General features: G+C 53.9%; 10 protein-coding genes, 2 tRNA genes and 2 pseudogenes. 5 read left to right on the top strand and 9 right to left on the bottom strand.

The features are described 5' to 3' along the window. Positions 1–24: 24 nt before the first annotated feature. On the bottom strand, positions 25–987 hold the full coding sequence (locus IQ22_RS07700; RefSeq protein WP_167654159.1) for an NAD(P)H-quinone oxidoreductase: 963 nt from the start codon (positions 985–987) through the stop codon (positions 25–27). 110 nt (positions 988–1,097) lie between these two features. On the opposite strand from IQ22_RS07700, the gene IQ22_RS07695 reads away from it, so the two are divergent. Then, positions 1,098–3,191 carry a carboxy terminal-processing peptidase gene (locus IQ22_RS07695; protein WP_145140477.1) on the top strand — a complete coding sequence of 698 codons (2,094 nt, stop codon included), beginning with the start codon at positions 1,098–1,100 and terminating at the stop codon, positions 3,189–3,191. Positions 3,192–3,278: 87 nt separating this feature from the next. Further along, entirely contained in the window at positions 3,279–5,030 is a 1,752-nt protein-coding gene (locus IQ22_RS07690; RefSeq protein ID WP_145140474.1) for a GGDEF domain-containing protein, read from the top strand. A 51-nt stretch (positions 5,031–5,081) separates the two neighbouring features. Here IQ22_RS07690 and IQ22_RS07685 read toward each other — a convergent pair whose 3' ends face one another. The 5 genes and pseudogenes from IQ22_RS07685 to IQ22_RS07665 form a co-directional block, all read right to left on the bottom strand. Further along, entirely contained in the window at positions 5,082–5,432 is a 351-nt protein-coding gene (locus IQ22_RS07685) for a hypothetical protein (protein WP_145140473.1), read from the bottom strand. Between the two features lie 74 nt (positions 5,433–5,506). Further along, complete coding sequence (locus IQ22_RS07680) at positions 5,507–5,968, bottom strand: YkvA family protein (protein ID WP_145140470.1); 462 nt, start codon at positions 5,966–5,968, stop codon at positions 5,507–5,509. A 223-nt stretch (positions 5,969–6,191) separates the two neighbouring features. Further along, positions 6,192–6,884, bottom strand: a pseudogene (bamJ, locus tag IQ22_RS07675) (BamJ family beta-barrel-assembly machinery protein); the annotation flags it as partial. Positions 6,885–7,065: 181 nt separating this feature from the next. Continuing rightward, positions 7,066–7,142: transfer RNA gene (locus IQ22_RS07670), tRNA-Asp, on the bottom strand. Between the two features lie 11 nt (positions 7,143–7,153). Next, positions 7,154–7,229: transfer RNA gene (locus IQ22_RS07665), tRNA-Val, on the bottom strand. A 460-nt stretch (positions 7,230–7,689) separates the two neighbouring features. On the opposite strand from IQ22_RS07665, the gene rdgC reads away from it, so the two are divergent. The 3 genes from rdgC (at position 7,690) to sugE (ending at position 10,084) form a co-directional block, all read left to right on the top strand. Then, positions 7,690–8,610 carry a recombination-associated protein RdgC gene (gene rdgC, locus IQ22_RS07655; protein ID WP_145140673.1) on the top strand — a complete coding sequence of 307 codons (921 nt, stop codon included), beginning with the start codon at positions 7,690–7,692 and terminating at the stop codon, positions 8,608–8,610. A 75-nt stretch (positions 8,611–8,685) separates the two neighbouring features. Further along, entirely contained in the window at positions 8,686–9,645 is a 960-nt protein-coding gene (locus IQ22_RS07650; RefSeq protein ID WP_145140464.1) for a bile acid:sodium symporter family protein, read from the top strand. Positions 9,646–9,769: 124 nt separating this feature from the next. Further along, on the top strand, positions 9,770–10,084 hold the full coding sequence (sugE, locus tag IQ22_RS07645; protein WP_145140459.1) for a quaternary ammonium compound efflux SMR transporter SugE: 315 nt from the start codon (positions 9,770–9,772) through the stop codon (positions 10,082–10,084). Positions 10,085–10,122: 38 nt separating this feature from the next. Here sugE and IQ22_RS07640 read toward each other — a convergent pair. From IQ22_RS07640 to IQ22_RS07630, 3 genes and pseudogenes are all read right to left on the bottom strand, one after another. Next, positions 10,123–11,408: pseudogene (locus tag IQ22_RS07640) on the bottom strand (MFS transporter); the annotation flags it as partial. 85 nt (positions 11,409–11,493) lie between these two features. Further along, positions 11,494–11,823, bottom strand: a complete 330-nt coding sequence (locus tag IQ22_RS07635) for an AzlD domain-containing protein (RefSeq protein WP_145140457.1) — start codon at positions 11,821–11,823, stop codon at positions 11,494–11,496. Then, the gene (locus IQ22_RS07630; protein WP_145140455.1) at positions 11,820–12,530 is read right to left on the bottom strand and encodes an AzlC family ABC transporter permease; all 711 of its coding nucleotides are present in this window, start codon (positions 12,528–12,530) and stop codon (positions 11,820–11,822) included. The genes IQ22_RS07635 and IQ22_RS07630 overlap by 4 nt, the downstream gene beginning before the upstream one ends. Positions 12,531–12,619: the final 89 nt, after the last annotated feature.

Below are 12,619 nucleotides of genomic sequence, written 5' to 3'. Positions count from 1 at the left end.
ATACAAGAGACGGCCGCCGCAGGTTTATACGAGGTTCTTATCCAGAATCAGAACGACCTTGCCGTTGACCTTGTTGCTAGACAAGGCGGCAAAGGCCGCTTCAGCATCCTTGGCCGCAAACTGCTGCTCTAGGTTCGGCTTGAGTTTCCCTTCGGTAAACAACGGCCAAACGCGAGCACCCAGCTCAGCCATCAAACGTGACTTGAAGGCTTGATCACGGTTACGCAAGGTCGAACCGATCAAGGTGATACGCTTGCTCAGCACTTTTGCCAGATCAAACTGGGCTTCACGCCCACTCATGAGTCCAATGAGAACCCACCGCCCGTCACGGTTCAAGAGGTCCAGATTGAGCGCAGCATACCCTGCCCCTACCGGATCGAGAATCACATCATAAGGGCCAAAATCACGCAGCCCCTCCAATCCAGTATGCCGGTCAACGCCACCTTCGGCACCTAGGGCAACACAATAGTCTAGCCGCTCGACCGAACCGACACTGACCCAGCAGGGATTACCGAACGCCTTGCACAACTGAATGGCAGCTGACCCAACACCACTCGCTCCGGCATGCAATAAGACCTTTTCGCCCGGCTTGAGCCCTGCCAATTCGAACAGGTTACACCAAGCGGTAGCCCAAACCTCTGGCAGTGCTGCTGCTTCGGCCATGGTAATTCGCTCAGGTACAGGAATAGCGTGCTGACCATGAACGACCACTTCGGTTGCCATACCGCCACCGGGCAGCAAAGCACATACCTTATCTCCTACCTTCCAGTTGGCGCCTTCGCCGACCTCCGAAACGACTCCGGCGCACTCAAGCCCAAGAGTTTGCGGCGCTCCGGGCGGCGGCGGATAATTCCCGGCCAATTGCAGCAGATCGGCGCGATTGAGCCCAGCGGCCGCTACTTGAATACGAATTTCACCTGCAGAAAGTGTCGGACTTGGTAACTGTTGCCATTCCAGTTGTCCTTCAATACCTTGCAATGCGTTCACAGTGCCTCCATAGTGAGCCATGAGCTAACAGCGTACTTGAGCAGGCCCGGGAACCGGAACGGCTAAGTACAGCCTATAGCGTTATTATCCGTACTCTAGTCGAAATCAGCATGAAGCAGCTCCTTCCCCGTACCGCCCTCCTGTTCGTTCTTGGCCTAAGCGCTTTGCCGTTGGCTGCCAAGCCGGCGAGTCCGAATGCCTGGGATGGTCTCAAACCAGACCGTGATCAGGTCGTTGCGAGCATCAACGTGGTTGAGCTGCTCAAGCGCCATCACTACAACAAACCACCACTCAACGATGATCGCTCGATCAAGATCTACGACAGCTACATCAAGATGCTTGATCCCAGCCGTTTGTATTTCAATACAGGCGACATTGCCGAGTTCGACGCTTGGCGTACCCGTTTCGATGATTTCCTCAAGCAGGGCAACCTTGATCCCGGCTTTGCGATCTACAAGCGCTACTTAGATCGCGTCAAGGAGCGCCTCGATTACACACTTAGTCTGCTCGATAAAGGTGTAAATACGCTTGACTTCACAACTAACGAAACGTTTGACGTCGACCGAGAGAAAGCCTCCTGGCCAAAGGATACGGCAGCGCTGGATGATTTATGGCGCAAGAAGCTCATGGACGAAGTTTTACGCCTGAAACTGGGTGGCAAGGACAATGCGGTGATTCAGGAGCAACTGCAGAAACGCTATAAAAATCAGTTAGCGCGCCTGAAGCAAACGCGCAGCGAAGATATCTTCCAGGCTTATATCAATGCCTTCGCGCAAACGTACGATCCGCACACCCAGTATCTGTCGCCTGAAAACGCAGAAAATTTCGACATCAACATGAGCTTGTCGCTGGAAGGCATTGGTGCAGTTCTGCAGAGTGATAATGACTACGTGCAGATAGTACGCCTCGTCCCTGCCGGCCCGGCGGATAAGAGCAAGCAGTTGGCGCCTGCGGACAAAATCGTTGGTGTAGCCCAAGGCAAGAATGGCGAAATGGTCGATGTAGTCGGCTGGCGTCTCGATGAAGTGGTCAAAATGATCCGCGGTGCAAAAGGCTCCACGGTTCGCCTGGAAGTGATTCCAGCAAGCAATCCGCCAAACGATCAGACGACCAAAGTTGTCTCCATCACGCGCGAAGCTGTAAAGCTCGAAGAACAGGCCGCCCAAAAGCATGTGATAAACGTGCCGCACAACGGCAAGACCTACAAGCTGGGCGTTATCGATGTGCCTGCATTCTATCTGGACTTCAAGGCCTACCGTGCAGGCGACCCCAACTACAAGAGCACGACGCGTGACGTGCGTAAGCTGATTGGCGAGCTCAAGAACGAGAAGGTAGACGGTATCGTCATCGACCTCCGTAATAATGGCGGCGGCTCACTACAAGAGGCTACCGAACTGACCGGCTTGTTCATTGACCAGGGCCCGACTGTGCTGGTCCGTAATAGTGACGGCCGTGTTGATGTGCTGGCCGACGATGAAGGCGATGCGTTCTATACCGGCCCCATGACTGTATTGGTGAATCGCCTGTCAGCCTCCGCCTCGGAAATTTTTGCCGGCGCGATGCAGGATTACCACCGCGCCTTGATTATTGGAGGCCAGACCTTTGGTAAGGGTACCGTCCAGACCATTCAACCGCTCAATCATGGCGAATTGAAGCTGACCTTGGCCAAGTTCTATCGTGTTTCTGGCCAGAGCACCCAGCATCAAGGTGTAATTCCAGATATCACCTATCCGGATATCGTCGACAACAAGGAAATTGGTGAAAGCGCCCTGCCCAACTCAATGCCCTGGGATACGATCCGGCCTGTTTTGGAGATCGATAAGAATCCGTTCAAGCCCTATTTGAGTGAGCTGACCTCCCGGCATGATGCCCGGACTCAGCATAACCCCGACTTCGTCTTTGCCCGTGAACGCCTGCAATTCTCGCAGGAAGTCGCAAAGGACACCGTGGTCAGCTTGAATGAGCAAAAACGCCGGGCACAACAGGCTGAACTCGACAGACGTCAGCTGGCCATCGAAAACGAACGCCGAAAGGCTAAGGGCGAAGAACCGCTCAAAGAACTGAAGAAGATCGATGAAAATGCCCTGGTTGCTTCCCAAGAGGAAAAAACTAAACCACAGGAAGATGCTTATTTGATGGAGACAGGGCAGATCTTGCTGGATTATCTTGATCTCAACAAAAGCGTGGCGGCAGCGTCACACTAGGCCGTCATCAAACAGTCATCGAACTGTCGTCAAATGCGCAGGGCCAGCTTGATCGCTGGTCTTGTGCATTTCAGGATTTGGAAATAGATGACTGTCAATGAACAACTGAGCGCCCTTGATCACATCCTGGCTCATAGCGATCTCCATAGTCTCTATCAGCCTATCGTATCCCTGAGCGAACGCCGCATCATAGGGTACGAAGCGCTTAGCCGAGGTCCGTCCAACAGTCCGTTGCACTCCCCGCTTCCGCTGTTTGCCACCGCTCGTACAGCACAACGCTTAGCAGAATTGGAAATGGCCTGCCGTACATGCGCCTGCACTGGCTTTCGTGATCTTGGCCTAGAGGGCAAGCTCTTCCTGAACATTTCGCCCGAGTCGCTGCTCGAAAGCAGCCATGAACAAGGCCGAACTCTCAAGCTTTTACAGCGACTCGGCATCCCGGCCAGCCGGATCGTCATCGAACTGACCGAGCAAGCCCCAACCGATGATATGGGGCTTCTGGATACAGCACTGCATTATTATCGAGCCATGGGCTTTACCATTGCTCTGGATGATCTTGGGGCGGGTTACTCCAGTTTGCGCCTATGGTCGGAATTACGTCCCGATTACGTCAAAATCGACCGCCACTTTATTGATGGCATTCACCGGGACGCCTTGAAAAGAGAATTTGTTGGCTCGATTCTACAAATGGCCCGTGCCTCTCAAGCCATGGTCGTGGCCGAAGGCATCGAGCTGCCAGAAGAGCTAGCTGTCCTCGCCGAGATGGGAGTAGATCTGGTCCAAGGCTATCTCTTAAGTCGCCCTGAAGCCAACCCGCCTCGCGAAGCACGAGAGGTATTGCCACGTATCGAAAGCCGACCGAGCCCATTCATGAGCAAGGATGGTGGTCTTACCCCGTTGCTGCTTGAGCAGCCAGCCGTACCTATGGACACACTGATTCCTGAGGTTATGGCCTTGTTCCAGGCAAAACCCTCACTAAACTCATTAGCTGTCATCAATGACAAAGGGTCTCCTGTTGGAATCGTGCACCACTATGCCCTAGCTGAAACGCTTCGCAAGCCCTTCGCTCCTGATCTTTTTTCTCGCAAACCCATCACACGACTCATGAGTCAGGACTTTCTTGCGGTCGATAAAACCCAGTCACCGTTACAAGTCAGCCGTCTATTGACTCGACGCGCACGTCAACGCGTCGAGGAAGATTTCATTATCGTTGAACAAGAGCAATATCGGGGAATGGGGCGAGTCATAGACATTCTACATGTCATCACCGAACACAAACTTCAAGAATCCCGGCATGCCCATCCTCTAACGGCCCTACCAGGTAGCGTACCGATCTATCATCACCTGACCACGCTACTGGAACGTGATTGCAGCGCCGTTGTTTGTCATCTCGACATCGACAGCCTAAGCCCTTTCAATGCGCTTTATGGGTATGCTCAAGGTGATGAAGTGCTATTGTGTCTGGCACAAATTCTAAGTGAATGCCTCGAAACAACCCAAGACTTCATCGGCCATCAAGGCGAAGACGATTTCATCATCATATTCCGTTCTCTGGATTGGCGTACACGCCTAACGCAGCTGATGGAAACCTTTCAAAGTCGCTGTCACCGCTTTTACACACCCAAACATCTAAACGATGGCTGCATGATTGTTGAGGAAGCCGATGGTCGCCGTCGAGAATATCCCTTGCTCTCCCTGTCAGTAGGGGCTGTCAGGGTCTTGCCTGGAGGCACCCGGCGGCTCGATGCTCATCATGTGATCCGCATGGCTTCTGACGCCAGGACCCAAGCTAAGAAGATTCCCGGCTATAGCCTGCACCTAATGACCGAAACCGCCTAGCGCTCTATATCCCGCAGACAGCTAAGGACAGAGCGTATCCAGACATTTTCCTTAGTCAGACTCGAACACTCGAGTAACCTCTGAGGCATGCCATGCTGCCGCAGCGGGCCCATCAGAAGGGCCATTGAAGCGTCCGACACGCTGAGCGCACTCGAAAAAGCCAGGACGCGGAAGACGGCTTGCACCTTGACTAACTACAAGAGCACTACGCAGCGGGCGCCCGTCTCGAGCGTCAAGCATGGCCAAATGCTCCAGCGCTGCGGTCAAGGTAGCCATGGCTGGCGTTGGCAACTGTAATCGTTCAATCAACGAGCGATAGGTCACCAAATGGCGCTGCCGGCGCGCTTCATCAAGCTCCGCCAGTAGAGCGTGCCAATGGGTACGGCTGATTCGTATTGACACAGTCCTACCTTAATTATCAATAAAGAAGCCCACCGGATTGTTTCGGTCAGGCATCCCAAGAGAGTACCAGCCTCTCAGGTTTTCTCTATGATAACGACACCATGGGCCGGCTTTTCCGCAGGCGCTGGCGGGGCATTAAGGGATTGACGCAGAGAAACCGGCTGGGTATCACGCCAAGCCTTGAAAGCATCCAACTCTTTTTTCCATGTTTTCGCGACCCACGCCAATACGGCTAAATCGTCTATAAAGCCGAAGGTCAGCATCCAGTCTGGGATCACATCAATGGGAGAAAGAAAATAGAGTAAAGCACCCATGATCGTTAAAATGGCTTTTCGATCGACGCCTCGATACTGTCCTCGCCACCAAGCCAGCAACAACGAATGAAAAAGCCCTAACGTCTCCTTGGCTGCGCCTAGCCGAAACCCTTTTTTCCCGACTTTTCGGCCTACCGCCAGTAACAGGGCAGGCAGACGCCCACGAATCAAAAAACGCTGAGCAAGCCGTATATAGCGATCAAATCCAATGGGTGGCCTCATGGAGTCTCCCTTATCAGCAGATAACCAGCCTCATACTCGACGGCCAGTCTCAGTCAATGTGTAGATTTAGAACACGCAACGCCCAATCAGGTTTCTGTCGGCCGTCCGAAAAGCAAAACGCCCCGACCAAGCGGGGCGTTCTAGCAATACAATTAATTTATTGCTCTTGCTCGACACTCGATTCCTGAGCCTCGGGCGCTTCAGCTTCCGGATTCTGCTGAGCGTTCGGATCCTTGATACCTAGCAGTTCCAAGTCAAACACCAATACAGAATTGGCCGGAATAGCCGGGCTTGGGCTCTGTGCACCATAAGCCAGCTCACTGGGGATATACAGCTTGTACTTCTCGCCAACATGCATGAGTTGTAACGCTTCAACCCAACCAGGAATTACACCGCCAACAGGAAGGTCAATTGGGCTGCCGCGCTTGATGGAACTGTCGAAAACGGTACCATCGACCAGACGCCCCTCATAATGTACAGTCACGACATCATTCGGCTTGGGCTGGGCACCGTCGGCTTTCTTGACGACTTCATATTGCAAGCCTGAAGCTGTCGTCACGACACCTTCACGCTTACCATTCTTCTCCAGGAACTCCTTACCCGCTTTGGCATTATCTTCGCTGAGCTTTGCCATACGCTCTTCGGCATGCTTTTGCAGGTAGGCAAAAGCCTCGGTCAGTTGTTCATCAGAAATCTTCTGATCCTTTTTGCCAACGGCATCTTCGATACCCAGGGCAACAGCCTTGGGATCCAGATCATCAATACCTTCTTGAGCCAGACTCTTGCCCATATTCAGACCAATGCCATAGGACGCCTTCTGTGAAGGCGTTTCCAGATCAACCTTGGTCTGCGAGTCGCAGCCGCTGAGAACCAGACCCACAAGGGCCACTGCTGCTGCCAACCGGTGCTGTTTCATGCTGTTTCCTTGTCCGTGCGCTAAGCGCGTTCGATAAAACCGCGAGCTTATCAGGGGCCTACGGCCACTGGCTACGGCATTATAAGAATAGCGCATAGGATACTGCTTCGGCGCTGAATCGTGCCTGAACGCAGAAAGAGTATGAAAAACAACGACTAAAGAGGTAAAACTTGGAAGGAAATGGCGCAGCGGACGGGACTCGAACCCGCGACCCCCGGCGTGACAGGCCGGTATTCTAACCGACTGAACTACCGCTGCGTATCGCAAAATGGTGGGTGATGACGGGATCGAACCGCCGACCCTCTGCTTGTAAGGCAGATGCTCTCCCAGCTGAGCTAATCACCCACTTAGCTTTCGCTAGTGTTCCTCTCGAGCGGGATGCATTCAACGGACAAGTCCGAATGAAGAAACATGAACGAGATGAAGCAAATAAATGGCGCAGCGGACGGGACTCGAACCCGCGACCCCCGGCGTGACAGGCCGGTATTCTAACCGACTGAACTTCTGGTTTATTCGCTATCGTTAGCGTTTGCTCTCGAAGTGGGGCGCATTCTACGGACGGTTTTCGAAGCTGGCAAGCCCTCATGTAAAAAAATTTCAAATGATTTAAGGAGTTAGGTTTTACCGAAAGCATTCCTCGCCATCCCTTGTACTTTCTCTGGCGATTCAAGGTGTTGCCGTGCATGCTCCGCTTATTGTCAGAAAGGCATCATGCAGATAATCCCAGCTAAAGCTTAATTGAGGGTTGGCCTCAGGCCTGTGCAGCGGAATAATGCGCGCTTCGTTTTCCGGGAGTCGTCTCGCCATGTGGTTTCGTAATCTGCTTATTTACCGTCTCACCCAAGACCTTTCACTCGAGGCTGAGTCCCTGGAAGCAGCGCTGGCCAGCAAACCGGCACGCTCCTGCGCCAGTCAGGAATTAACAACGTATGGCTTCGTCGCGCCTTTTGGAAAAGGCGCCGACGCCCCCTTGGTGCACGCTAGCCAAGACTTCTTTCTGATCGCAGCCCGTAAGGAAGAGCGCATTCTGCCCAGCAGCGTCGTCAAGGATGCCGTGCAAGAAAAGGTAGATGAGATCGAAGCGCAACAAATGCGTAAGGTCTATAAGAAGGAGCGCGACCAGATTAAGGACGAGATTGTCATGTCTCTTCTACCACGCGCCTTTATCCGCCGGCAGACCACATTTGCTGCCATTGCTCCCAAGCAAGGCTGGATTCTGGTGGATGCCTCTAGCGCCAAGCGGGCGGAGGACCTTCTGTCCACACTGCGTGAAGCGCTCGGCTCTCTTCCCGTTCGCCCCATGTCGGTCAAACAGGTCCCCACGGCCACGTTTACCGATTGGGTAAAGGCGCAAGCCGCTACCAATGACTTCCACCTGTTGGATGAGTGTGAGCTTCGTGACAGCCATGAAGATGGAGGCGTGGTGCGCTGTAAGGGGCAAGACCTGACCAGCGAAGAAATCCAGAATCATTTGGGTGCCGGTAAGTTAGTGACTAAACTGTCGCTGGCTTGGCAGGATAAATTGTCCTTCTTGATCGACGACAAGGTCACCCTCAAGCGGCTGCGTTTCGAGGAACTGCTTCAGGAACAAGCCGAGCAGGACGGCGGCGATGATGCCATGGCACAACTCGATGCGACGTTCATTCTAATGATGATGACATTTGCCGAGTTCATCCCGGCTCTGGTCGAGGCTTTAGGCGGCGAAGAGATTCCTCAGGGGTTGTAATCGCCAGCGGCATCTTCAAGATGCCGCGCTCCCAACGTAGAGTGACGCACCCGTTCTCTTCTAATAAGGATAATCATGCGCGCCCTCGCTGCTCTGAGCCGCTTCGCCGGCAATACGTTCGCTCTTTGGGCTTTGTTGGCCGCTGCGCTGGCTTTTTTCCAGCCGGAGTGGTTTCGCTCTCTTCCTCCCGCCATCGTGCCGTTACTGGGCATTATCATGTTCGGGATGGGCCTGACGCTCAAACCAGAAGACTTTCGTGAAGTTTTTCGCAAGCCGCTTCGTGTATTTCTCGGAGTTGCGGCGCAGTTTGTGATTATGCCGGGCATGGCCTGGCTGCTCTGCCGCCTGCTGCAGCTACCACCGGAAATTGCTGTCGGCGTTATCCTGGTCGGATGTTGCCCAGGCGGCACGGCCTCCAATGTCATTACCTGGTTTTCACGAGGCGATGTAGCCTTGTCTGTCGCAATTACGGCAGTTACGACCCTCCTCGCCCCGCTGGTAACGCCAGCCCTGATCTGGCTACTAGCGTCGGCCTGGCTGCCAGTCAAATTCTCGGCCCTGTTTCTTTCCATCGTTCAGGTGGTCATTCTGCCCATCGTGCTGGGACTAGTGGCCCAGCGTCTATTAGGAGCACGGGTGCGCGCCGCCGTGGACATCCTGCCGCTGGTCTCGGTCGTCAGTATTGTGCTGATCGTGGCGGCTGTCGTAGCAGTCAGTCAGGCAAAAATCGCTGAGTCCGGATTGTTGATCATGGCAGTCGTGGTGCTTCATAACAGCCTTGGGCTACTGCTGGGCTATACGGCAGGTCGCCTGTTCGGATTGCCCTTGGCGCAGCGCAAGACATTGGCAATTGAGGTCGGCATGCAGAACTCCGGACTAGGAGCTGCCCTGGCTACAGCTCATTTCTCTCCGCTGGCTGCCGTACCAAGCGCCTTGTTCAGTGTCTGGCATAATATTTCGGGAGCATTGCTGGCTACCGTGCTTCGTCGCCTGCATGATAAAGATGCCCCCACAGCCGAGAAACACACTCACTGAAAAAAGCATCTGTAAGCCCCACTTTGTCCAGGCAATTCAAGTTGAGACAACGTGGCCAGGGTGAGGACGGCCTCACCCTTTTCGATCACTGGGGACGGCCCCGCTTTCTTCTCTGGAGATCTCTATGTCTTGGTTGATTTTGTTTCTGGCAGGCCTGTTCGAAGTCGCCTGGGCCGTTGGGCTCAAATACACTGATGGCTTTTCCCGCCTGACTCCCACACTGTTTACCGTGACTGCCATGGTAGCGAGTCTTGCCCTGCTGGGCTTGGCCATTCGCCAACTCCCTTTAGGTACGGCTTATGCCATCTGGACAGGTATAGGAGCGGTAGGAACGGTCATTGCGGGCGTTCTACTTTTTGATGAAAGTCTGAATCCGACTCGACTGCTTAGTATCCTCTTGATCATCCTCGGCTTAGTAGGCTTGAAACTGAGCCACTAGTCCGATGCAGCAGTACGCCGCCCTGGCAATAGAGTTCGGAAACGTTGCAGAAACTCGGGCACGCACCGGAACAAATAGAGGTTCACTACACTATTCAGCAGGGCAACTGTCAGAAACAGTTCCGGAATCGACAGTCCTCCCCCCCCAGCAGTAACATGGTCAGCAGAGCGGAGCAGACCATCAGTAAGGCATTAAGAATATTGGTCGCGGCAATGACCCTGGCACGCTCGCCAATGGGTGTACGGGACTGAATTACGGCATAGAGCGGAACAATGTAAAGACCACCAAAAGTACCCAGGCCGAGGATACAAAGCAGTATCGGCCATGTACTCGCCTCTCCAATAATTGCCAGCCAGTTCAGTGCTACGCTGGTGCCTTCGTTATCTGGGCTAGCGCTATACAGCAGTAGACTGAACAGAGTCAGACCCAGCGCGCCAAGGGGAACAAGCCCCATCTCGACACGTCCGCGTGAGAGGCGGTCACATAAGAGAGAACCCAACGCAATCCCAACTGAAAAAAGTGTCAGGATCAGCGAGACAACACTTTCGTCTCCGTGCAAAAAATCCTTGGCATACGCTGGAATCTGGGTGAGATAAACGGCGCCGACAAACCAGAACCACGAGTTGCCCAACAAGGACCGGGATACAGCCGGTGTCTGCCCCAGCCCCATACGCAGGATGCGCCAGGTCTGTCGAAAGACATTCCAATCCAGAGACAGGCCTTGCATGACTGGCGGAGCCGAGGGAATGCCCTGACTAGCGAGAAATCCAATGGCGGCTGTTACCAGCACTCCACCCGTAACGGCATAGGCATAATCCGCTTGGGACAACAGCACGCCGGCACCAATAGTACCGCCTAGAATGGCCAGGAACGTTCCCATCTCGACAAAGGCATTGCCTCCCATCAATTCGTGTGCATCGAGATGCTGCGGCAGAATGGAGTATTTGGCAGGCCCGAACAGGGCCGAGCGCGTCCCCATAGCAAACAGTGCCGCCAGCATTACCGGAACGTTTTCGGTTAAGAAGCCAGCCGCGCCAACCAGTAGAATGAGTACCTCCGCGCCCTTCAGCCAGCGCATGAGCCGGGCTTTGTCATATTGCTCGCCCAACTGCCCGCCTAAGGCGGAAAACAGCAGAAACGGCAAAATGAAGAGCAAGGCGCACAGATTGACCAGCAGCAGCCGGTCGCCTTGAATGGAAAGATGAAAGAGTACTGCCAGAATCAATGACTGCTTGAATAGATTGTCATTAAAGGCACTGAGCGACTGAGTTATGAAGAAAGGCAGGAAGCGCCGTGTCTTCAACAAGGAGAACGGTGAGGACATCGCTCGAAATCCTATGCGGTGGTTTAAGACAGGCGGATACGCAAACGGACAGCCGTTATCCTGACCGCATGCGTTGACGAAAAGATTACAGGGTCAACTGGCCAAAAGCCCAGCGCAGCAGGAAGAAGACCAGCAGACCACCACCAATTGTTGCGAGAAGATGTCGACTCCAAGCGGCAATCACTATGCATGCCAGCCCGGCCAGCAAGTACGCATTATCAAGCGACAGCGACAGGCGCTCCCCATCGGGCAATAACAGACCCGGAACTATAATCGCGCTCAACACAGCGATAGGCACATAGTGCAGCGCTTGCCTGACCAACGGTGGAAAACGCAGGCCCGGCCAGGCGAACAGGCTATAGCGCAACAGATATGTCACTGTTGCCATCCCGACGATAGTCAGCCACTCGCTCATGACGGCACCTCAGCGCAGGAAATGGAACGGCTTCGCTCAAGCCAGACCCCGACAACAATACCGGCCCCTACAGCAGCTAACAGGCCCAACTTGTAAGGCCAACCGATTGTAATTACACCGACACTACCCGCCACGACAGCTGCCGCTAGCGTTGGCCAATTACGTAGCAAGGGCACGACGATACCGATGAATGTAGCCAACATGGCAAACTCCAATCCCCAGCCCGCCATGTTGGGGATCGCTTGCCCGAACAGGATACCTATCCAGGAACTACCGACCCAACTGCCATACAAGATGAGTCCTACACCAAGAAAGTAGAGGTGTGCCTTTCCGGTATTTCCATGCAGGCGATAGCGTTGCTCCACAACGGCAAACGTTTCATCGGTCAACAGAAAGGCCAGTAGCAAACGCCAGCGCTGAGGCAAATGAGCGATAAAGGGCTGCAAAGTAGCACTGTAAAGTACATGCCGTAGGTTAACGATGAAGGTTGTAACCAGCAGAACGATCGAGCCGGCACTCGCTCCGATTAGGCTAAGCGCGATAAATTGGGCGGAGCCCGCATAAACCAGTAGCGACATGCCAACTGCCAGCCAGGGCGAAAGGCCAGCGGCACTGGCCAGTGTGCCGTAGATAATACCGAACGGAATGATCCCGACCATCATGGGCACACTATCCCGTGCGCCCTGTACGAATGGATGTTGAAACATACGACCTCCTGAAGATCTGACAGATTAGGCTTTACTTCAGAAAGTGTCTTGTACGACCTTGCGTATCTCGCCCGGCCTGACCACGCTTA

Origin of the sequence: Pseudomonas duriflava, assembly GCF_007830155.1 — a bacterium.
Lineage (GTDB): Bacteria > Pseudomonadota > Gammaproteobacteria > Pseudomonadales > Pseudomonadaceae > Chryseomonas > Chryseomonas duriflava.
This window is presented reverse-complemented; position numbering and strand designations above follow the sequence as displayed.